Origin of the sequence: Micromonospora sp. NPDC051196 (assembly GCF_040682415.1) — a bacterium.
Lineage (GTDB): Bacteria > Actinomycetota > Actinomycetes > Mycobacteriales > Micromonosporaceae > Micromonospora.
Genome location: NZ_JBFBAY010000003.1, coordinates 1 through 20,358 on the forward strand (window position 1 = coordinate 1; position 20,358 = coordinate 20,358).

Here is a 20,358-nt window from a genome sequence, read left to right on the forward strand (position 1 = left end):
ACTCACCGGTCCAAGGGGAGGGAGTGCTCACTCGCCCGCAGCTACCGGACATCGAGTCTGCCTCCCAGCCGACCCGACACCTCCCATTAGGGGAGTCAGGGAGTCAGGGGGAGGCGTAGGGCTAGGAGGTGGACGTTGGGGAGGGGGGTCCAGTCCTGGTCGGGGGTACGGATGAAGCCACGGCGACGGTAGAGGTGATGGGCGGAGTCGGCGTGGCCGTCGCGTACGCAGATGACCAGGGCGGCGCAGCCCAGCACGGTGGCCCGGGCGACGCACGCCTCGACCAGTGCCGCACCCACGCCTCGGCCCTGCATCGCCGGATCCACCGCCAACATCCGGAACTCGGCCTCCCCTGGGGCGCACAGTTCGGCGTACGGGCTGCCCGGCAGGACGAAGGTGACCGTGCCGCACACCTGACCGGTGGCCGGGTCGGTGGCGACCAGGATCTCACCGTGCACCGCCCGGCCGGCCACGTCGACCAGCACGTCGGCATACCCGTTCTCGCCCTTGAGCTGGCCGTCCGCCTCGTACGCCGCGACGGTGAGTCGGGCCACGGCCGGGAAATCCGCCGGCTCGGCCGGACGAACCAGCAGGCTGGTCAACCGATGACCGCGATCAGGTCACCGTCCTGCACCACGTCGCCCTCGTTCACCGCGAGTTGCTGCACCACGCCGTCGGACTCGGCGACCACCGGAATCTCCATCTTCATCGACTCCAGGATCACCAGGGTGTCGCCCTCGGCCACGGTGTCCCCGGCCGACGCGACGACCTTCCAGACGTTGGCCACCATCTCGGCACGGATCTCCTCGGCCATCTCCGGTCCCTTCCCTCGCGACTGCCTGGGAGGTATCAAATCATGCGTCGGCCGCCGATGGGCCGGACCAGCCCCGCCCGCATTCGCCAGGAGCGGGCTCTAACATCAACAGGTCGGACCCTGGCGCCGGGAGGACCGGTGCGTGCACCGGCGCCGAGGTCGTGCGCAGGCGATCCGACCATCACGAGGAGGTCAGCATGGCGAAGAAGGCCCGCAAGAAGAAGGCCCGTAAGAAGAGCGCCGCCAACCACGGCAAGCGCCCCAACTCCTGAGCCCACGGTCCCATCGCGGACCGGACGGTGAACGCCGGTGGCCCATTCGGGCCACCGGCGTCGGCGTACTCGGCGCTAGCTCACCGGACCGGCTCGCCGCGACTCGGCGTAAGCCCGGCCGGCCGGCTCGCCGCGACTCGGCGCGGGCTCAGTCGGCCAACTCGCGCGACTCGGTGCTCTCGAAGATGACGAGCTCGCTGATTCGTACCCGCAGCCGCTCGCGCAGTTCGTCCGGCGCGGACTCGTTGCCGCAGCAGCGGGCCACCAACGCCTTGACCTCCTGCTCGATGCCGTACTCCCGCAGGCACGGGCCACACTCGTCGAGGTGGTGCCGGATCAGCGTCCGGCGTTCCTGCGCGCACTCCAGGTCGAGGTAGAGGTAGACCTCGGCGAGAACCTCGCGGCAATCCGTCTCGTGCGGATCTCCACAGCTCACGTCACACCTCCCGGCCACTGGCAGCGGCCGAACTCCGGGCCGACGGCGCGGCGGAGAAGCCGCGCTCTGCGGCATAGCCCTCAAGCAGCTTGCGCAGATTACGACGACCGCGGTGCAACCGTGACATCACGGTACCGATCGGCGTACCCATGATGTCGGCGACCTCCTTGTAGGAGAAGCCCTCGACATCGGTGAGGTAGACCGCGAGCCGGAACTCCTCCGGCAACTGCTGGAGGGCCTCCTTGACGTCGCTGTCGGGCAGCCGGTCCAGCGCCTCGGTCTCCGCGGACCGCAGTCCACTGGAGGTGTGCGACTCCGCCTCGGCGAGCTGCCAGTCGGTGATCTCGTCGGTCGGTGCCTGCACCGGCTGCCGCTGCCGCTTGCGGTAGGTGTTGATGTAGGTGTTGGTCAGGATCCGGTAGAGCCAGGCCTTCAGGTTCGTACCCTGCTCGAACTGGTGAAAGGCCGCGTAAGCCTTCAGGTAGGTCTCCTGGACCAGATCCTCGGCATCCGCCGGGTTACGCGTCATCCGCAGCCCCGCCGCGTACAACTGATCGACGAATGGCATCGCGTCCCGTTCGAACCGGGCCCTGCGCTCGTCCGTCTTCTCGGTGGTCAACCGCACATCCCCTCGGGTCGGATGCTTCCCCGCCGAGGATACGCGTCCAGACCTGCCGGGAGATTCGGTTCCGACGGGTGTGCCCGTCGCCACCTTGGCCGGCGGCGCCGCCGCAGGCCATTCCGGGCCGGCCAACAGCTGCCTGAGCTGCTTCGCCTCCCGGTTCCGGAACTGGATCGACACCGGTCACCCCCTCGCACAGTGTTCGTCCGTGGGGTGCAACATCCGCCGCAGGTCCGGGCATTCCATCTCTCGTCCTCCCATTCCTGGTCCCGGCCGTGGGTGGGTGCACCACGGCTGGGACCAGGAAGGGCCTGGGAGCCCGGTGCCGCCCGGACCGGGCGACGCCATCGGGTGCAACGAACCGGCGCGGCAGGCGGAAACGGCGCCACTGCGGCCCCACGCGCGACGTGCCCGCCGACCGCCCGAGCGGCGCGCCTGCGGATCAATCCGCCGCACGACCAGCGCCGAAGCAACCGCCCTGGCCGGGCCGACCATCCCGGCCGGGGTGACGTCAGCCCGCCGCCCAGCCCTGTCCGCGCAGCCAGTCGAGCACCACGGTGGCCGCGCCGGCCGGGTCTACGCGCAGGTCGTGCCGCTCCCCCGGCCGGACCACCACGCGCACTCCCGGGCCGGGTTCCGGCACACCGAAAGGGTCCCGGTCGCCGTTGACCACCAGGGTCGGCAGACCGGTCGCCAACTCCCCGGCCCGGCTACGCTCCGGCCGTCCGGGCGGATGCAGCGGAAAGGCGAGCGCGACCACCCCGGCGGCGCCCACGGCGGTCGCCGTGCGGCAGGCCACCCGGGCTCCGCTGGATCGACCACCCACCAGCAGCGGTACGTCCGGACAGCGCTCCCGCAGCGCGGCCAGCACGACGCACCAAGCCTCGTCGAGGTGCCCGGCCGGCGCCGGTGCACGCCGACCGGCGACCCGGTACGGCTGGGTCATCCGAGCGACGATCACCCCGGCGGGCACCGCGGCATCGCGGAGCGCGAGCAGGTCGGGGGCGTCGACGCCCCCGCCCGCACCGTGTCCCAGCACCAGCAGCGCCCGGGCCGCCCGGTCGGGGGTGTCGATGTCCACCCGGGCCGGGCCACGCGGTGTCTGGATGATGTCGTCCTGCGGCACCGCACCATTCTGCGGCCAGCCGTACCCGGCAGGGGTGGACCTCGGCGCGAAAGCGCCCGCCCGCAATCAGGATCGAAACAGTGGCCGCGTCAGCGGGACGGAACCAGGGTGAGTAGTTGGTCGCGCACGGGAGGCCCCGCCTCGCTGGCGACGTCGGGATCCGGCTGCACCTCGTCGCGCCAGGCGATCAGCATCGCCCGCCGCTCACGTGGGGTGGTGCCGCCCCACACGCCGTGGCAGTCGCCCACCTCCAACGCCCATGCCAGGCACGAGCCCTGCACGTCGCAGCTACGACACAACGCCACTGCGGCGTCGGCCGGCTCATTCGGCGCCGGAAAGAACGTCTCCGGGTCGACGCTCTGGCAGGTGCCCCTGGTGCGCCAGGCTTCATCCTTTCGACGCTCGCGCAGTGCCCGCAACAATCGCGGATCACGTCGCGCTGCGGCTACCTCGTGTGGACGGGGCATACGTGCCCGGGTCATCCACCCACCTCCCCCGTGGGACCAGTAATATCGATGAGGATCACTCGCGTTGAAGAAAGTGACACCCACCACCGGCGCTGTGTTGTATCGCACTTGTGGACATCGGGACAAGACTCTGCCGGAAAGTTGGCAAAACGATCGTCTGACTTTCACCCGCAACTGCGGCAAATCACTCCCGACAATGTGCGGGGCGTACGTTCAGAACAACGGCACGTCGGCCGACCGTGCCGCAGGGGGCAGCGGCACCCGGGCGATCAGCTCCGGACCGTCGTTACGGACGTTGCCCACGGCCGGCCCCACCGGCCGGATCTCGACGGTGGCGAGCCAGTCCAGCGGTGGCGGCGCGAGCAGTCGCGTCGGATCGTCCGCCGGGCCCAGCCAGGTCGCCCACTTCTCCGGCGGCACCAACAGCGGCATCCGGTCGTGCACCTCGGCCAGCTCGCCGAGCGCGGCTGTGGTCACCACGCTGAGGGTCAGCAGCGGGCCGCTCGGGGCGTCCCACACCGACCAGATGCCGGCGAAGGCGAGCACCGAGCCGTCCACCGAGGTCATGTAGTACGGCTGCTTCGACCCACCGGGCTGACGGACCCACTCGTACCAGCCGTCGGCCGGGACCAGACAGCGGCGGCGGGCGAAGGCGGGAGCGTACGCCCGGCTGGTGGCCACCGTCTCGGCCCGCGCGTTGATCATGCGGGCAGCGTTGGCGGGCGACCGGGACCAGGTCGGCACCAGCCCCCAACGACCCAACGAGAGTGCCCGGTGCCCCTGCGCGTCGAGCCGGACCAGCGGCACCGGATCGGTCGGCGCGACGTTGTAGTCGGCGACCAGCCCGCCCTCGGTCTCGTCGGTGGCGTCGAACAGTCCGCTCAGGTCGCCGGAGCTCCGGGTCGTGGCGTACCTCCCGCACATGCCGCACACGCTAGCGCGCCGCCAGCCGTTCCGACGTCCCGTCCACCGGGAGCGACCGCGGCAGCCGGCGGACCATCAGGCCGCGACACGGCAGAATGTAGCTGTGGGGAACCTGACCGCGACCCGGCCGCTACAGCCGTGGACCGCCCCGACCGCCACCGATCCGGTGACGGCGTCGCTGCGGCTGCCCGGGTCCAAATCGATGACCAACCGCGCCCTGGTGCTCAGCGCACTGGCCGCCGGCCCCTCGACCCTGGCCAAGCCGTTGCGCGCCCGGGACACCGAGCTGATGGCCGGCGGGCTGCGGGCGATGGGCGCCCACGTCTCGATCGCCGACGACGAGCGCTGGCTGGTCCGGCCGCACCGGCTGGTCGGCCCGGCGCACGTCGACGTCGGGCTGGCCGGCACGATCATGCGCTTCGTGCCGCCGGTGGCCGGGCTCGCCGAGGGCCGGGTCACCTTCGACGGGGATCCGGCCGCCCGCACCCGGCCCCTCGGGCCGCTGATCGAGGCGCTGCGCTCGCTCGGCGTACGCGTCGACACCCCCGGGACCGGCAGTCTGCCGCTGGCCGTGCAGGGCACCGGCCGGGTCACCGGCGGCGAGGTTCTGATCGACGCCTCCGCCTCCAGCCAACTGGTCTCCGGGCTGCTGCTGGCCGCGCCGCGGTTCGACCGCGGGCTGGTGATCCGGCACGTCGGCCCGCCCGTGCCCTCCGCGCCCCACCTGCGGATGACCGTGCAGATGCTGCGCGCCGCCGGCGCGGCGGTCGACGACAGCACGCCGGACGTCTGGGTGGTCGAGCCCGGTCCGCTGTCCGGCCGCGGCTGGGAGATCGAGCCGGACCTGTCGGGCGCGGTGCCGTTCTTCGCCGCCGCCCTGGTCACCGGCGGCGAGGTGGTCCTTCAGGGTTGGCCGCGGGGCAGCGCCCAGCCGGTGGAGCGGCTGCGCTCGCTGTTGCAGCAGATGGGGGCGCAGGTCGCGTTGACCACCGAAGGGCTCACCGTGCGGGGCGCCGGGTCGGTACGCGGCCTGCGCGCCGATCTGTCCGACGTCAGCGAGTTGACCCCCGCGTTGACCGCGTTGGCGATGCTCGCCGACTCCCCCTCGGTGTTCACCGGGGTCGGCCACATCCGCGGTCACGAGACCGACCGGCTGGCCGCGTTGACCCGCGAGTTCACCGCGCTGGGCGCGGACATCACCGAGTCGGCCGACGGGCTGGAGATCCGCCCCCGGCCGCTGCGCGGCGGGGTGTTCCGCACCTACGATGACCATCGGATGGCGCACGCCGCCGCAGTGGCCGGCCTGGCCGTGCCCGGCATCGAGCTGGATGACGTGGCGTGCACCTCCAAGACCATGCCCGAATTTCCGGCACTGTGGTCGGCGATGGTGACCGGCAAGAGCTGAACGGACAGACAGGAGCGGTCCTGGCGACCAGGCGGCGAGAGTACGACGAGGACGACGTACGGGTCCGGCCCGGCAGGTCCTCCCGTCCGCGTACCCGCACCCGACCTCAACACACCGACGCACAGAACGGCTTCGTAATCGCGGTGGACCGGGGGCGGTACACCTGTGTGCTGGCCGCAGCCGCGCCGGACGCGCCCACCGTAACCGCGATGCGCGCCCGTGAACTGGGCCGCAAGTCGGTGGTGGTCGGCGACCGGGTCGGGCTGGTCGGCGACACCTCGGGCACCCCGGGGGCGCTGGCCCGCATCGTGCGGATCGAGCCGCGCCGGTCCGTGCTGCGCCGTACCGCCGAGGACGACGCGAGCACCGCCGAAGGGCGGCTGGAACGGGTGGTGGTCGCCAACGCCGACCAGCTCGTGATCGTCAGCGCGTTGGCCGACCCGCCACCGCGTACCGGCTTCATCGACCGGTGTCTGGTGGCCGCGTACGACGCGGATATCGAGCCGCTGCTCTGCCTGACCAAGGCCGACCTGGCCGGCCCGGAGACGGTGCTCGACTACTACACCGAACTGGAACTGCCGTACGTGCTGATCCGGCCGGACTCGTCCCTGGACGCGCTGCGCAGCCTGCTCGCCGGCCGGGTCTCGGTGCTCGTCGGGCACTCCGGGGTGGGCAAGTCGACGCTGGTGAACCGCCTGGTTCCGGAGGCCGAGCGGGCGGTCGGCACGGTCAGCGCGATCGGCCGGGGCCGGCACACCTCGACCAGCGCGGTGGCGCTGCGGCTGCCCGCCGTGACCGGCACGCCGGACGATCCGGGCTGGATCGTGGACACCCCCGGGGTACGCAGCTTCGGGTTGGCGCACGTGTCGGCCGAGAGCCTGCTGCACGGCTTCTCGGATCTGGTCGAGGCCACTGTCGACTGCCCGCCGAACTGCCTGCACACCGCCGACGAGACCGACTGCGCCCTGGCCGCCTGGGTCGCCGAGGGTCGGGCCGACCCGCGCCGGCTGGCCTCGTACCGTCGGTTGCTGGCCTCCCGAGCCGGTGAGACCGACCCGCGCGGCGCGACGAACCCTCGGGACGAGGCCGAGCACGATCCGCGCGAGCGCGCGGAGTGAGCCGGCGTCGACCCCACTCCCCTGGGTCGTCGGCGGCGTCGCTACGGTGCAACGCATGACCGGGTACGCCGACGACCTCGCCCTCGCCCACCGCCTCGCCGACGCCGCCGACGCCATCTCCACAGCCCGGTTCCGCGCGCTCGACCTGCGCGTCGAGTCCAAGCCGGACCTCACCCCGGTCTCCGACGCGGACACCGCGGTGGAACGCGAGATTCGCGCGCTGCTGGCGCAACAGCGGCCCGACGACGGCCTGCTCGGCGAGGAGTACGGCGCGACACCCGCCGCCGGAGCCCGGCAGTGGGTGGTGGACCCGATCGACGGCACCAAGAACTTCGTTCGGGGCGTACCGATCTGGGCCACCCTGATCGCGTTGCTCCAGGACGGCCGTCCCGTCGTCGGCGTGGTCTCCGCTCCGGCGCTGGGCCGGCGCTGGTGGGCGGCGCGGAGCGCCGGGGCGTACGCGGGCCCGGACGCCGGTCGGGGTGAGGCGATCCGGGTGTCCGGCGTACGCGAGTTGGCCGACGCGAGTCTGTGCTACTCGTCGTTGGGCGGTTGGGAGGACGCCGGCCGGTTGGAGCCGGTGCTCCAGCTGATGCGGGACACCTGGCGCAGCCGGGCCTACGGCGATTTCTACGGGTACATGCTGTTGGCCGAGGGCGCACTCGACGTCATGATCGAGCCCGAGTTGTCACTGTGGGACGTGGCCGCTCTGGTACCCATCGTGACCGAAGCCGGGGGCACGTTCACCGATCTGGACGGCGCTCCGGCCCCCGCCGGAGCCGAGACAAGTGCCGTGGCCAGCAACGCGATGCTGCACACCAACATCCTCGAAAGGCTCGGTCGGCCGGCCGCGCGCTGACGCCCGGTAGCCTCTATCCTCGCCAGGTGGCTACCGCGAGTTGGTGTTTTCTGGCGGCGATGATCGTCGCGTACGGCATCGCCAACCTGTTGCAATCGGTCGCCGCCGCCCGCACCACGGTGCACCACACCTTCGATCCCGGGCTGCTGCTGCGCCTGGCCGGACACCGCACCTACCTGGTCGGCCTGGTCTGCCAGGTGGGCGGGTTCGTGCTGGCCTTCCTGGCCCGCCGGGACCTGCCACTGTTCCTGGTGCAGGCGAGTGTGGCCGCCGGGTTGGGGGTCACCGCCGTGCTGGGCGTGGTCGTGTTGAAGTGGCGACTGCCGATGGCCGAGATCGTCCTGTTGCTGCTGCTCTTCGCCGGCATCACCGCGCTGGTGCTCTCCGCGCAGCCGGCACCGTCGAAACCACTGGGCACGACGGGGGTGATCGCCCTGCTGGTGGCCCTCGGGGCGATCGCGGTGCTGGGCATCTTCGCGGTCCGGTTGCAGGGCGCGCCCGGCTCGGTGGCGCTCGGTTCCCTCGCCGGCCTGGGATTCTCCGCCGCCGCGGTGGCCGCCAGGCCGCTGGCCTCGGCACCGACCTGGGACGCGTTCCTCACAGATCCGCTGCTCTACCTGCTCATCGGCCACTCCATCGTCGGCCAACTGCTGCTGGGGCTGGCGATGCAGCGTGGTTCCACCACGGCGGCGGTGGCCGCCATGGACGCCGCCGGTGCGGTACCCGCCGCGATCATCGGCCTGCTGCTGCTCAACGACAAGATCTGGCCGGGCCGGGAATGGCTCGCCGGCATCGGTTTCCTGGTCACCCTCGCGGCGGTCATCGGGCTCACCCGGTACGCCGAGCCGCAACATCATCACGCGGTCGCGCAGGAAACCACCCGTGCCGTGCTGGACGGCGGCAAGAGCACCCGGCCGACGCCTCGGGTGTCGGAGAGCCCGCTGCTCGGCACCGAGTCGACTGGCCCGGCTCAGGCCGCCTCGACCGGTTTACGCCGCCCGATCACCCGCTCGTAGAGCCGTTCCAGGGCGCTCGCGGTCCGTTCCCAGGTGTAGCTGCACCGGACCCGGTCGACGGCGGCGTGTCCGTACGCGAACCGGCCCGCGTTGTCGGTGATCAGCCGGCGCAGGGTCATCCCGAGGGTGCGTACGTCGCCCGGCGGCACCAGCTTGCCGGTGACCTCGTCGACCACGGCGTCGGCGATGCCACCCATGGCGTAACCGACCACGGGGACACCGCAGGCCATCGCTTCCAGGGAGACCCGGCCGGCGGATGAGTAGCGCGGGGTGCAGGCCACCACGTCGGCCGAGCGGTACCAGGTGGCCATCTGGTCGTGCGGCACCGCACCCACCAGGTGCACCTGGTCGGCCACGCCCACCCGCTCGGCCAGCTCGCGCAACCGGCGGGCCTCGGCGTGACCGGCCAGCTGACTGGCCGGCGGGCCACCGGCGATCACCAGTTCCGCCTCGCCGACCAGGCGCATCGCGCGGATCAGGTCGTCCTGGCCGTGGCCGGGCGCCAGTCCACCCACCGAGAGGATCCGGGGGCGCTGGTCACGCGGCGCGGCCTCGCCGTCGGGATGGAACTGTTCGGTGTCCACACCGGTCGGCACCATCGCCACCGACATGCGTTGCAGACCCATCCGGGTCAGTTCCTCCACCTCGTCGTTGCACTGGGCGACCGCGATGTCCACCGCCCTGGTCAACGCCCGCTCCAGCGGGATGCGGGTACCCGGGCCGTCGTACTGCGGGCCGAGGTGGCGCAGTTGCTCCATGCCGATCGAGTGGAACGTCTGCACCACGGGGATGTCGGTCTCCCGTACGGCGTGCGCGGCGGCCAGACCGCCGACCCAGTAGTGGCCGTGCACCACCTCGGGGGTCCAGTCGGCCGCCCACCGGTCGGCCAGCCACTGGCCGAACTCCGACACGTACGGCACCAGTTCGGCGGTGGGTATCGGGGCCACCGGTCCGATCGGTGCCCGCTCGATCCGGTAGCCGTCGACGAGGTCGCTGTCGGCCACTTCCGGATCGTCCCGACGGGTGTAGACCCGGACATCATGACCTCGTCCGGCCAGTTCGGCGGCCACCCGTGCGATGTGCTCGTGAGTGCCGACGACGATTCCGTCGCCGGAGGTCGGCGCAGCGGCGTGGGCGCAGACAAGGCCGACGCGCATGGGTCACCTCCATGCGGGATTGGGCGGTGGTCCTCCGGTCAGAGCGTCCCATTAACCGGGGTCCGACGAGCCGAAACCTGGCAGATCGGGATGTGACCGGCGGCATGACCAGCGACCCGGTGGGGTATCGGTGCGGAATGCCTCTCGCCCGACCGGTCAGCGACAGTACGGTGGTGATCACCGGCGCCTCCAGCGGCATCGGCACGGCGACCGCGTACGCCCTCGCTCGACGTGGGTGCACGGTCGTGCTGGCCGCCCGCACCGAGCCGGCGCTGCACGCGGTGGCCCGGGGCTGCGACGAGTTGGGCGGCCGGGCCCTGGTGGTACCCACCGACATCACCGACCCGGTGGCGGTCGAGCGGCTCGCCGCGAGCGCCGTCGCGCAGTTCGGCCGGATCGACGCCTGGATCAACAACGCGGCGGTCGGCGTGGTCGGGCTGTTCGACGAGATCCCGGTGACGGAGTTCCGCCGGGTGCTGGAGGTGGACCTGCTCGGCACCGCGTACGGCATGCGGGCCGCGCTGCCGCACCTCGACGCGGGCGGGGGCGGTGTCGTGGTCAACAACGCCTCGGTGCTGGCCGAGGTGGCGATGCCGTACCAGTCCGCCTACAACGCCGCCAAACACGGCATCCGGGGCCTGGCCGACACGGTCCGCCAGGAGTTGCGGCTCACCGGCCGCGGCAACATCTCGATCTGCACGGTGCTGCCGGCCGCCATCGACACACCCTTCTTCCGGCACGCCGCCAACCACAGCGGTCGAATGCTGGCACCGCCGCCGCCCGTCTACCCACCGGAGATGGTCGCCGAGACGATCGTGCGGCTGCTGCGCCGGCCTCGTCGCGAGGCGTACGCCGGTGGCGCCGCCCGGTTGATCGGCTTGCAGTGGCGACTCGCCCCGGCGTTGGCCGAACGGGCCCTCGCCTGGTACGCCCACCGCACCCAGTTCGGCCCCGCTGCCCGCCTGGACAGCCCGGGGAACGTCTTCCGGCCAGCTGGCGAGGCCGTACCGGAGGGTGGCTGGCACGGCCGTCGGCGTCAGCTGATCCGGATGACCGCCGCCCTCGGCCTGGCCGCCGCCCGTTCCGCGGTCGGTACCGTCACGGCGATCGCCCGCCAGCGCCGTGACGCTCGTTGACGGCCTCGACGCCGCCGATCGGCACCGGTTGTCCCGGTTACGGCACCGCCGGCAGCGGGTAGTGGAGCAGGTATGCGCGAAGACGAGTTCCCGGCCCCGCTGTCCGACCCTGAGGCCGACGGTCTGCCCGACACCGCCGACGACGACTCGACGGCCGGGGACGACGTACTGACCGGACGCGAGGCGGACGGCCCGGCCCCCGCCCAGTTGCCCGGCGACCGCGTACCGGTGGCCGTCGACGAGTTCGGCACCACCGCCGACGAGCAACTCGACGGTGAGTCGCTGGACTACAAGTTGAGCCGTGAACAGTTCGAGCTGCCGGTCGACGATCCGCTGGCCGCCCCGGTGGACCCGGACATCGCGGCCGAGGCGGACAGCCGGGAACAGGCGGCACAGGCGCAGCTCGACGCCGACGTCATGGACCCGGGCCCGACTTCCGACCCGAACTCGCCGGTCTCCATCTACGACCACGGGCAGTTGGGCACCGCGGACGCGACGGTGGGCCGCCTGGTCCAACCGGACGAGGGTACGCACACCGACCAGGAGACCGATTCGATCGCGTACGACGCGGGTGCCGCCGGCGGCGGGGCCAGCGCCGAGGAGTTGGCCGTCCACGAGACGCGCCCACCGCACTCGGTGTGAGGACGCGCTCTAGTCGTCGAGGCCACGTTCGATCGCGTAGCGGGTCAGTTCGACCCGGTTGTGCAGCTGTAGCTTGCCGAGCGTGTTCTGCACGTGGTTCTGCACCGTACGGTGTGACAGGCCGAGCCGCTCGGCGATCTGCTTGTAGGACATCCCCTTGGCCACCAGCCGCAGCACCTCGGTCTCCCGTTCGGTGAGCCGGGGTGCGGTGGCCGGGTCGTGACCCGGCACCGGCCCGCCGGTAACGGCACCGGCCGCCGCCAGCCGGCGGTACTCGCCGAGCACCAGCCCGGCCAGGCCGGGCGTGAACACGGGCTCACCCGCTGCCGTGCGTCGTACCGCGTCCAGGAACTCCGCGAGGGCGGCGGACTTGAGCAGATAGCCGGTGGCGCCGGCCTTCACCGCGTCCAACACGCCCTGCTGCTCGCCGCTGGCGGAAAGCATGAGGACGCGCACCTTCGGCCAGGCCGCGCGCAACCCCTGGATCACCTCCACCCCGGAGATGTCCGGCAGTTGCAGGTCGAGCACCACCACGTCGGGACAGGCGGCGGCCACCACGCGAATCGCCTGGCGTCCCTCGCCGCAGCTGGCCACCACCTGATGACCAGCCTCGGTGAGGTCTCGGGCCACCCCTTCCCGCCACATCGGGTGGTCGTCCACCACCATGATCCGTACGCCGCTCACGATCTCCTCCTCGGCACGGTGAGTTCGACTTCGGTGCCGGTGCCCGGGGTGGAACTGATCGTGGCCGTACCACCGAGATCGGTCAGCCGGCCCCGGATGGCCTGGGCCACGCCGAGCCGCCCTTGGGCGGCGGCCACGGTGAGCCGGTCCGGGGCGAAGCCGGGCCCCTCGTCCCGGATCGACACGGTCACCGTCGAACCCTCGTCCTCGACCAGCACCCAGGCTTGCCCGCCACCGTGTCGGGCCACGTTGTCCAGCGCCGCCCCCGTCGCAGCGGTCAGTTCACGGGCCACCGACGGGGGTAACGGCACCGCGGTGGCGGGAGTGGACAGCGAGACGCTGGCCGAGGCGTACCGGCCCAGCAGTTCGCGCAGATCCACCGGCCCGTCGTTCGGCAGCGGGCCGACGCCGGAGATCAGCGCGCGTAGGGCCGCCTCCTGCTCACCGGCCAACCGGGCCAACTCGCCGGCCTCGCCGTCGAGCCGGGCGCCCCGGCGAGACACCAGGGCGAGCACCTGCAACACCGAGTCGTGGATGTCGCGGGCCAGCCGTTCCCGCTCCCGGGTGGCCGCCTCCAGTTCGACGGCCTGCTGCAACCGCTGCTCCGCGCGGACCGCCAGCCGCGCGACATGCCCGACCACCACACCGGCCAGCAACATCAGGATCGTGCCGTTGATCGCGGTCGGGGTGACCATGCCCCGGGTCATCAGGTCGGTCCCGCCGAGGACCAGCGCGGCGACCACCCCACGACGCCGCCCGCCGGAGACGGCCCAGGCCAGCACCGGCCCGCTCAGCCAGGCAACGGCCAGTGTCGGCAGGCCCGCCGCGAGCGCTTCCCGGCCCATCACCCACGGGGTGACCAGCAGGATGGCCACGACGACACCCAGATCGGCCAGGAGCAGCGGCCAGCCGCGCCGCTGCGGCGCCGCGTAGCCGACCGCGGTGGCGACGGTCCAGCCCGCCATCGCGAGCACCAGCGCACCGGCGGCGAGCGGGTGGGCGTACCGGTCCGCGTCGCGGGCCACGATCACGCAGACGTACGCCAGGGAAGCCACCCGGAAGACCGCGACGGCACGCCAGAGTGGGACCTCGAAACCACCGGGTGCGGGCACGTGCGTCACCATGCCACAGGCGGTCGGCCTACACCTCGACCGCTGCGGCCCAATGAATCCTGACGTACGGTGGTAAATGCCGCGTACACCTTCGCGATCTCCTGTCGGACAGGGTCATGACAAACGCAGAACCCCCCACACCGCGTACGGTGGTGCCCATCGAACATGCCCTCCTGATCGCCGATGCCTTCGACCAGGCGCAGGTGACCGAGCTCCGACACTCGGTCGCCTCCTGTGCGCACGCCGCCGGGCTGCGCGACGAGCGCCTGGACGACTTCGTGCTCGCCGTCAACGAGCTGATCACCAACGCCGTGCGGCACGGTGGGGGTCAGGGCTGGCTGCGACTGTGGGCGGAGCCCGGCCTACTGCTCTGCGAGGTCTCCGACCACGGCCAGGGCATCAGCAGCCGGCGTCTCGACGACCGCAACCGGCCTGCTCCCGACACGGCTGGCGGCTGGGGACTCTGGCTGGCCCGCGAACTGACCGACGCGATGGACGTCGCGACCGGCCCGGCCGGCACCACGGTACGCATCATCACCGCGACCGTCGTCACCGAGCAGCACACCGGCCGGCACCGGCTGGATTGATCACTCCCAGCGGTTGCCGGTGAGCTTCTCGTAGACGTCCACATAGCGGGCCCGGGTGGCCTCCACCACCTCGGACGGCACCTCGGGCGCCGGAGCCTGCTTGTTCCAGCCGCTGCCGGCCGCCCAGTCCCGCACGTACTGCTTGTCGTAGGAGAACTGCGCCCGACCGGGCTGGTACGACTCGGCCGGCCAGAACCGCGAGGAGTCCGGGGTGAGCACCTCGTCGCCGAGGACCAACGTGCCGTCCGCCGCCCAACCCAGCTCGATCTTGGTGTCGGCGACCAGGATGCCCCGCTCCGCGGCCAACTCGGTGCCTCGGCAGTACACGTCGATCGTCAGTTGGCGCAGCCGTTCGGCGGTTTCCGCGCCGACCTTGTCGACGACCTCGGCGAAGGTCATCGGCTGGTCGTGCTCGCCCACCGGCGCCTTGGTCGACGGGGTGAAGATCGGCTCCGGCAGGATGGACGCCTCGACCAGCCCGCGCGGCAACTCGACACCGGACACCGCGCCGGTGCGTTCGTACTCCTTCAGACCACCACCGGTCAGGAAGCCCCGGGCGACACATTCGACGGGCACCATCTCCAGCCGACGACAGCGGATCGCCCGGCCGGCGAACTCCGCCGGCACATCGGTCGCCGAGATGACGTGGTTGGGCACCAGATCGGCCAGTTGCTCGAACCACCACAGCGACAGCGCGGTGAGCAGCTTGCCCTTGTCCGGCACCGGGGTCGGCAGCACCACGTCGTAAACGGAGATGCGGTCCGAGGCGACCAGAATCAGGTCGTCGCCGTCGGCGTAGACGTCCCTCACCTTGCCCGAATGCAGAAGTTCCACGGCGACAAGTAGACCACGCGCCGCGTACGCCTCCGAACGGCAAGGGGCCCGTGCGGCGGCTGCGGTGCAGCCCCGCTAACGCCGACGGCGGGTCATCCGAATCACCAACAACACGATCACGGCCACCACCGCCAGGCAGCAGAGCAGGCTCAGGAAGCCGAAGAAACCACCACCACGGCGCCGTCGGGCGGCCTCGACGACCAGCTCCCCGGTCCCGGTCGAGGCCCAGGCGGCGACCGGAACGAACACCGACAGCACCACCGCGCCCAGGAGCGTACCGAGCCGCCCCCACCACTTGCTGAACGAAGACATGCGCTCATCCTCGCCGACGAGCGCAACCTGGGTCGACGAATGGGATTCGTGTCGACGGTGATGGAAACGAAAGCGGCCCCGGACCAAAGTCCGGGGCCGCTTTCCAACAGTAGCGGGGACAGGATTTGAACCTGCGACCTCTGGGTTATGAGCCCAGCGAGCTACCGAGCTGCTCCACCCCGCGTCGGTAGATTTAGCCTACCGCACCCACTGCCGCACCGATCACCCACCCCCACCATCGGTACGACACTCGGTACGAACACCGTTCTGCCGGAATGAAAGCGGCCCCGGACCAAAGTCCGGGGCCGCTTTCCAGCAGTAGCGGGGACAGGATTTGAACCTGCGACCTCTGGGTTATGAGCCCAGCGAGCTACCGAGCTGCTCCACCCCGCGTCGGTAGATCCACCGTAGCGCACCACCCCGGGCCACCGCAAAACGACCCCGGAACGGCCGCGCTTCGGCCGTTCCGGGGTCGTTGGTGCCGACCGCTCGAAGGCCGCCGGCTACAGACAGCCGTAAGGGCCTGCGGCGGCAATCGAGGATCGCCACCGCAGGCCCTTACGGTCGACCGTCAGCCGTTCGGTGACGGGGTACTCGTGGGCGCCGCACCTTGGGCGCCGCCTCCACTGGCCGCCTGCTGGGCCTGCTGGAAGGCGGTCAGTGCGTCGTCCAACTCCTTCAACGCGCGGCCGTACCGCTCGAAGTCGCCGGACGTCTGCGCGGCCCGCACCTCGTTGATCGCGGCCTGCACCCGGTCGGCGGCCGCCGCCAGATCGCCGGTGAGCGGCGGTGCGTCACCAGCCGGCGGAGTGGCCGAAGGGGTGGCCGTCGGCTCGTCATCGCCGGCCGGCGGCTCCTCGGTGGCCGGCGGCGGGTTGCCGGCGTTGGCTCGCTTGCCCTGCTCGACCAACTGCTTGATGCCGTCGCTCGGGTTGTCGGCCAGGACCACGAAGGAACCGCCGTCACCGTAGGACATCAGCACCTTCTGCAGCAGCGGGTACGCGTCGGTCTGGTTGCTCTTGACGTAGACGGGCTCGACGTAGAGCATCCCGTTGCCGAACGGCAGGGAGAGCAGGTTGCCGTACTGCACCTGAGCCTGGTTGGAGGAGAGCAGGTTCAGCTGCTGCCGGATGTTGGCGTTGTTGGTCATCTGCTGGTGCACCTGCACCGGGCCGGAGACCCGGGTCTGGTCGGGCAACTCCAGCACCTGCAACCTGGGCTTCCCGTCCTGGTACGACCCGGAGATCAACGCCGCCAGGTTCTGCCGGCCGTTCGGGGTGACCGCGCTGGTCAGCTGGAAGGTCGGCGCGTCCTGCTCGGGGAACTGCGTGTAGAGGTAGTACGGCGGCTGCTTGACCTCGCTGTCCGGCGCGTCCGGCACGTTCGGGACCTGCCAGAAGTCCTGCCCGGAGTAGAAGTCGCCGGGGGTGGTGACGTGGAACCGGGTCAGCAGGTTGCGCTGCACCTTGAACAGGTCGGCGGGGTAGCGGAAGTGCGCCGCCAGCGCCTCCGGGATCTCCGCGCGCGGCTTGATCAGGTCACCGCCGAAGGCCTTGTTCCACGCCTTGAGCACCGGGTCGTTCTCGTCGAACTCGTAGAGGGTGACCGTGCCGTCGTACGCGTCGACGGTCGCCTTCACCGAGTTGCGGATGTAGTTGACGTTCTCCCGGGCCAGCTGGATGGTGCCGCGGCCGGTCAGCTCGTCGGTGGTCTCCTGCTGGAGGTTGACCCGCTCCGCGTACGGGTAGGTGGCGGCGGTGGTGTAGCCGTCCACGATCCACTGCACCCGGCCGTCGACGACCGCCGGGTACGGGTCGCCGTCCAGGGTCAGGAACGGCGCGACCTTCTCCACCCGTTCCCGCGCGTTACGCACGTAGAGCAGCTTGGAGTTCTCGTTGACCGCCTCGGAGAGCAGGAAGTTGGCCTCCTGCTCCTTGATCGCGTAGAGCAGTCGCCGAGTGAACGAACCGATCTCGACGCCGCCGGAACCGCTGTAGGTGTAGTAGGACTCGCGGCCCTCACCGGTCTCGCCGGCCGGCCGGTCGAACTCGGCCGGGTTGGCGTCCGCGCTGGGCTTGCCGACGATGGCGTAGTCGCCGTCCTGCATCCGCTCGCCGTAGTAGATCCGGGGCTGGCTGGCCGGGATCAGGTCGCTGGGCGAGGAGCAGGACTCCTGCGCCCGATCACCGAGGAAGCCGGAGACGAAGTACGGTTGACCACCGCAGACCACCCGGTTGGCGGGGGCCGCCACCACCCCGTACCCGTGGGTGTAGACGGTGTGCCGGTTGATCCAGTTGCTCTGCTGGGCGGTCAGCTCGCTGTAGTTGATCTCACGTACGCCGACCACGTAGTCCTGGGTCTGGCTGTCGACGGTGTACCGGTCGATATCCAGCTTCGGGCCGAAGTCGTAGAAGCCACGCACCTGCTGCAACTGGGTGTAGGTCTCGCTGACCAGCTGCGGGTCGAGCAACCGGACGTTCGACACCACCGAGGTGTCGGTGGCCAGGCTCTCCGGTGGAGTCAGGTTGCTGGCCGCGTACGGCGTGTGCTGCGCGATGTCCAGCCCGAACGAGGCCCGGGTGGCCTGGATGCTGCGCTCGATGTACGGCGCTTCCTTGTCCCGGGCACTGGGCTTGACCTCGAAGGTCTGCACCGCCCAGGGGTAGATGCCGCCGATCGCCACGGCGGAGACACCGAGCAGCGCCAGGGAGATGCCCGGCCAGACCAGGTTGCGCATCCAGGCGTTGGAGAACACGATGATCGCGATCGCCACCACCACGGAGATGTAGGCGAGGATCTCCTTGGCCGGCAGCAGGGCGTTGATGTCGGCGTAACCGGCACCGTAGACCCCCACGCCGTCGTTGTACTCCAGCAGCATGGAGCGCCGGTCCAGCACGTACGCGACCGCCTTGAGCAGGACGAAGACCGCGACCAGCGAACTCAGGTGAGCGCGCGCGGCGTTGGTCATCCGGTCGCCGACGCCCTGCAGGCGCACCCCACCGAACAGGTAGTGCACGGCCAGCGAGCCGATCAGGGCCAACACCACGGCGGTGAAGCCGAGGCCGAGCAGGAACCGCCAGAACGGCAGCTGGAAGATGTAGAAGCCGATGTCGGCACCGAACTCCGGGTCCTTGACGCCGAAGTCGCCCCCGTTGCGGAAGAGCAGCCACTGGTTCCAGCGGCTCTGGGCGGACAGTCCGGCGAACAGCCCCACGATCGCTGCGGACAGTACGATCCACAGCCCGAGGCGGGGGCCGAGCAACATCCGGTAGCGCTCAAGCGTGGCCTGCTCCGGCGAGTGCGGCCGGTTGCGGGGCCGCAGCCGTTGCGCCAGCCAGAGGTTACCCCCGACGACCGCCGCCATCGCCGCGGCGGCGGCCAGGAAGAGCACCAGCCGGGTGACGAGCACCCCGGTGAAGACCTGTGTGTAGTCGACCTCGGAGAACCACAGCCAGTCCGTCCATGCCTGCACCCCCCAACCCAGCAGGGTGAACAAGACGAACACCCCGATCAGGACGCCGACCGTGACGCGTCCACGTCGGCTCATCCTCGGCAGGGGGCTGCTGCTACGCATGACCACTGTTGGCTCCGCACGCTCGATATGATCGGCACCGACCAGGCACCCAGAGTACGGGGTGTTCCTGGAAGCGTCCGCGCAGGTCGCGTGGCAGCTACCGCGCCGAACCGCCGAACGTCCGAGCGGGCCGCGCGTCTTCCCTGGTCAGAAGCTTGATCACCGATCGGATTCGGGCGGTGACCGGACGGTTCAGCAGTGGGTCGGCTCGCCGCCGGAACGCATCGTCTCCAGCGCGGCCAACGCCTCGTCGAGCGAGCCCACCTTCACCAACGGCAGATCCGGCTGTCGGTTGCGCACCGCCTCGGCACAGTTGGCCGCCGGCACCAGGAAGGCCGTCGCACCGGCCTGCTTCGCCCCGACCAGCTTCTGCGGGATGCCACCGATCGGGCCGACCTTGCCGGAGTCGTCGATGGTGCCGGTGCCGGCGATGATCCGGCCACCGGTCAGATCCTCCGGAGTCAACTTGTCGATGATGCCCAGGGCGAACATCAGGCCCGCGCTGGGACCGCCGATGTCCTTGAGGTCGAAGGAGAGGGTGAACGGGTGCGGTTGCTGCTGCCCGATGTCGACACCGATGCGGGGGCGACCGTCGATCTCCCGGCTGGTGATCGTGGCGGTGTCGGCCACCCCGTCGCGGGTGAAGCCGATGCGCAGCGGCGTACCGGCCGGCCTCGCCCTGATCAGTTCGGTCAGTCGGGAGGCCAGCGGCACCGCCTCGCCGTCGACCGAGGTGATCACGTCACCCTCCTGGAGTGCCCCGACCGCCGGCCCGTCGGCGGAGACCCCCCGGACCACGACCTGGACCTCGTACCCGAGCTTGCGCAGCGCGGCGGTCTCCGCGCTGGTCTGCGAGACCTGAAAATCCTCGGCGTTGCGCTGCTCGACCTGCTCCCGGCTCTCCCCCGGCGGGTAGACCAGCTCGCGCGGCACCACCGCCTGATCGTCGGAGAGCCAGCCCTGGATGGCCGCCCGGAGCTTGACGCTGGGCTGCACGCCGACCGTGGTCAACCGGAGCTGACCGGCGGAGGTGGAGGTGTCCCGGCCGGTAACCTGGATCACCTCCTTGCCGTCCTCCTGCCCGAGGGTGTCGACGGTCGGGCCGGGACCGAGCACCACGTACGGGACGGGCGCGCCGAGCACCCCGATGCTGAGCAGAGCGGTGAGCAGAGCACCGAGCAGGACGGTCACGCCTCGACGTCTCATGCGGCAGAGCGTACCGAGCCGGGCCACGGCGCCCGGGCGGCACGACCGCGACTTC

The 20,358-nt window shown here is 71.0% G+C and carries 21 protein-coding genes and 2 tRNA genes; 7 read left to right on the forward strand and 16 right to left on the reverse strand.

All coding sequences use genetic code 11. From position 1 onward, the window contains the following. Window positions 1-95: 95 nt before the first annotated feature. The 7 genes from AB0M35_RS08315 to AB0M35_RS08345 form a co-directional block, all read right to left on the reverse strand. Window positions 96-602 (reverse strand): N-acetyltransferase, encoded by a 507-nt coding sequence (locus AB0M35_RS08315; protein WP_363743069.1) that lies wholly within the window; start codon window positions 600-602, stop codon window positions 96-98. Beyond that, the gene (locus AB0M35_RS08320; protein ID WP_363743071.1) at window positions 599-814 is read right to left on the reverse strand and encodes a biotin/lipoyl-binding carrier protein; all 216 of its coding nucleotides are present in this window, start codon (window positions 812-814) and stop codon (window positions 599-601) included. The genes AB0M35_RS08315 and AB0M35_RS08320 overlap by 4 nt, the downstream gene beginning before the upstream one ends. A 420-nt stretch (window positions 815-1,234) precedes the next feature. After that, window positions 1,235-1,522: a mycothiol system anti-sigma-R factor gene (rsrA, locus tag AB0M35_RS08325; protein ID WP_013735734.1), complete on the reverse strand. Its 288-nt coding sequence runs from the start codon at window positions 1,520-1,522 to the stop codon at window positions 1,235-1,237. Window position 1,523: 1 nt separating this feature from the next. Continuing rightward, on the reverse strand, window positions 1,524-2,324 hold the full coding sequence (locus AB0M35_RS08330; RefSeq protein ID WP_363743073.1) for a sigma-70 family RNA polymerase sigma factor: 801 nt from the start codon (window positions 2,322-2,324) through the stop codon (window positions 1,524-1,526). Window positions 2,325-2,655: 331 nt separating this feature from the next. Beyond that, window positions 2,656-3,270, reverse strand: coding sequence for an alpha/beta family hydrolase (locus AB0M35_RS08335; RefSeq protein WP_363743075.1), 615 nt, complete (start codon window positions 3,268-3,270; stop codon window positions 2,656-2,658). An 89-nt stretch (window positions 3,271-3,359) separates the two neighbouring features. After that, a complete protein-coding gene (locus tag AB0M35_RS08340; protein ID WP_363743077.1) occupies window positions 3,360-3,752 on the reverse strand; it encodes a WhiB family transcriptional regulator in 393 nt (130 codons plus the stop codon). 198 nt (window positions 3,753-3,950) lie between these two features. Next, entirely contained in the window at window positions 3,951-4,661 is a 711-nt protein-coding gene (locus AB0M35_RS08345) for an SOS response-associated peptidase (protein WP_363743079.1), read from the reverse strand. 103 nt (window positions 4,662-4,764) lie between these two features. Between AB0M35_RS08345 and aroA the strand changes: the two genes are divergently transcribed. From aroA to AB0M35_RS08365, 4 genes are read left to right on the forward strand one after another with little or no spacing between them, the layout of a single operon-like run. Then, window positions 4,765-6,066, forward strand: a complete 1,302-nt coding sequence (gene aroA, locus AB0M35_RS08350; protein WP_363743081.1) for a 3-phosphoshikimate 1-carboxyvinyltransferase — start codon at window positions 4,765-4,767, stop codon at window positions 6,064-6,066. After that, on the forward strand, window positions 6,036-7,184 hold the full coding sequence (gene rsgA / locus AB0M35_RS08355) for a ribosome small subunit-dependent GTPase A (RefSeq protein ID WP_363743083.1): 1,149 nt from the start codon (window positions 6,036-6,038) through the stop codon (window positions 7,182-7,184). The genes aroA and rsgA overlap by 31 nt, the downstream gene beginning before the upstream one ends. A gap of 55 nt (window positions 7,185-7,239) precedes the next feature. After that, window positions 7,240-8,043, forward strand: a complete 804-nt coding sequence (gene hisN / locus AB0M35_RS08360; RefSeq protein ID WP_363743085.1) for a histidinol-phosphatase — start codon at window positions 7,240-7,242, stop codon at window positions 8,041-8,043. Between the two features lie 59 nt (window positions 8,044-8,102). Beyond that, window positions 8,103-9,059, forward strand: a complete 957-nt coding sequence (locus tag AB0M35_RS08365) for a hypothetical protein (RefSeq protein ID WP_363743797.1) — start codon at window positions 8,103-8,105, stop codon at window positions 9,057-9,059. Here the strand turns inward: AB0M35_RS08365 and AB0M35_RS08370 are convergent. Beyond that, window positions 9,014-10,216 (reverse strand): glycosyltransferase, encoded by a 1,203-nt coding sequence (locus tag AB0M35_RS08370; RefSeq protein ID WP_363743087.1) that lies wholly within the window; start codon window positions 10,214-10,216, stop codon window positions 9,014-9,016. The genes AB0M35_RS08365 and AB0M35_RS08370 overlap by 46 nt on opposite strands. A gap of 137 nt (window positions 10,217-10,353) precedes the next feature. Here AB0M35_RS08370 and AB0M35_RS08375 point away from each other — a divergent pair, with 137 nt between their 5' ends. Then, on the forward strand, window positions 10,354-11,352 hold the full coding sequence (locus tag AB0M35_RS08375) for an SDR family oxidoreductase (RefSeq protein WP_363743089.1): 999 nt from the start codon (window positions 10,354-10,356) through the stop codon (window positions 11,350-11,352). A gap of 72 nt (window positions 11,353-11,424) precedes the next feature. Next, window positions 11,425-11,994, forward strand: coding sequence for a DUF5709 domain-containing protein (locus AB0M35_RS08380; RefSeq protein ID WP_363743091.1), 570 nt, complete (start codon window positions 11,425-11,427; stop codon window positions 11,992-11,994). 9 nt (window positions 11,995-12,003) lie between these two features. Here AB0M35_RS08380 and AB0M35_RS08385 read toward each other — a convergent pair whose 3' ends face one another. After that, window positions 12,004-12,660 (reverse strand): response regulator transcription factor, encoded by a 657-nt coding sequence (locus AB0M35_RS08385; protein ID WP_363743799.1) that lies wholly within the window; start codon window positions 12,658-12,660, stop codon window positions 12,004-12,006. A gap of 14 nt (window positions 12,661-12,674) precedes the next feature. Next, window positions 12,675-13,802: a DUF5931 domain-containing protein gene (locus AB0M35_RS08390; protein ID WP_363743093.1), complete on the reverse strand. Its 1,128-nt coding sequence runs from the start codon at window positions 13,800-13,802 to the stop codon at window positions 12,675-12,677. 104 nt (window positions 13,803-13,906) lie between these two features. Between AB0M35_RS08390 and AB0M35_RS08395 the strand changes: the two genes are divergently transcribed. Continuing rightward, complete coding sequence (locus AB0M35_RS08395; protein ID WP_363743095.1) at window positions 13,907-14,377, forward strand: ATP-binding protein; 471 nt, start codon at window positions 13,907-13,909, stop codon at window positions 14,375-14,377. Here AB0M35_RS08395 and AB0M35_RS08400 read toward each other — a convergent pair whose 3' ends face one another. From AB0M35_RS08400 to AB0M35_RS08425, 6 genes are all read right to left on the reverse strand, one after another. Then, entirely contained in the window at window positions 14,378-15,211 is an 834-nt protein-coding gene (locus AB0M35_RS08400) for a phosphoribosylaminoimidazolesuccinocarboxamide synthase (protein WP_363743097.1), read from the reverse strand. Window positions 15,212-15,286: 75 nt separating this feature from the next. Then, entirely contained in the window at window positions 15,287-15,523 is a 237-nt protein-coding gene (locus AB0M35_RS08405) for a hypothetical protein (protein WP_363743100.1), read from the reverse strand. A 110-nt stretch (window positions 15,524-15,633) separates the two neighbouring features. Beyond that, window positions 15,634-15,707 (reverse strand) — tRNA-Met (locus AB0M35_RS08410). A gap of 135 nt (window positions 15,708-15,842) precedes the next feature. After that, window positions 15,843-15,916, reverse strand: a tRNA-Met gene (locus AB0M35_RS08415). Between the two features lie 178 nt (window positions 15,917-16,094). Continuing rightward, on the reverse strand, window positions 16,095-19,097 hold the full coding sequence (locus AB0M35_RS08420) for a UPF0182 family protein (RefSeq protein WP_363743102.1): 3,003 nt from the start codon (window positions 19,095-19,097) through the stop codon (window positions 16,095-16,097). 192 nt (window positions 19,098-19,289) lie between these two features. Next, a complete protein-coding gene (locus AB0M35_RS08425; protein ID WP_363743105.1) occupies window positions 19,290-20,303 on the reverse strand; it encodes a PDZ domain-containing protein in 1,014 nt (337 codons plus the stop codon). Window positions 20,304-20,358 lie beyond the last annotated feature (55 nt).

Bases quoted from the DNA above. Each gene is read 5' to 3' on its own strand.
- AB0M35_RS08320 (WP_363743071.1), bottom strand. From the start codon at position 814: ATGGCCGAGGAGATCCGTGCCGAGATGGTGGCCAACGTCTGGAAGGTC.
- AB0M35_RS08340 (WP_363743077.1), bottom strand. From the start codon at position 3,752: ATGACCCGGGCACGTATGCCCCGTCCACACGAGGTAGCCGCAGCGCGA.
- AB0M35_RS08345 (WP_363743079.1), bottom strand. From the start codon at position 4,661: ATGTGCGGGAGGTACGCCACGACCCGGAGCTCCGGCGACCTGAGCGGA.
- hisN (WP_363743085.1), top strand. From the start codon at position 7,240: ATGACCGGGTACGCCGACGACCTCGCCCTCGCCCACCGCCTCGCCGAC.
- AB0M35_RS08365 (WP_363743797.1), top strand. From the start codon at position 8,103: ATGATCGTCGCGTACGGCATCGCCAACCTGTTGCAATCGGTCGCCGCC.
- AB0M35_RS08370 (WP_363743087.1), bottom strand. From the start codon at position 10,216: ATGCGCGTCGGCCTTGTCTGCGCCCACGCCGCTGCGCCGACCTCCGGC.
- AB0M35_RS08375 (WP_363743089.1), top strand. From the start codon at position 10,354: ATGCCTCTCGCCCGACCGGTCAGCGACAGTACGGTGGTGATCACCGGC.
- AB0M35_RS08380 (WP_363743091.1), top strand. From the start codon at position 11,425: ATGCGCGAAGACGAGTTCCCGGCCCCGCTGTCCGACCCTGAGGCCGAC.
- AB0M35_RS08385 (WP_363743799.1), bottom strand. From the start codon at position 12,660: ATGGTGGTGGACGACCACCCGATGTGGCGGGAAGGGGTGGCCCGAGAC.
- AB0M35_RS08390 (WP_363743093.1), bottom strand. From the start codon at position 13,802: ATGGTGACGCACGTGCCCGCACCCGGTGGTTTCGAGGTCCCACTCTGG.
- AB0M35_RS08395 (WP_363743095.1), top strand. From the start codon at position 13,907: ATGACAAACGCAGAACCCCCCACACCGCGTACGGTGGTGCCCATCGAA.
- AB0M35_RS08405 (WP_363743100.1), bottom strand. From the start codon at position 15,523: ATGTCTTCGTTCAGCAAGTGGTGGGGGCGGCTCGGTACGCTCCTGGGC.
- AB0M35_RS08420 (WP_363743102.1), bottom strand. From the start codon at position 19,097: ATGCGTAGCAGCAGCCCCCTGCCGAGGATGAGCCGACGTGGACGCGTC.
- AB0M35_RS08425 (WP_363743105.1), bottom strand. From the start codon at position 20,303: ATGAGACGTCGAGGCGTGACCGTCCTGCTCGGTGCTCTGCTCACCGCT.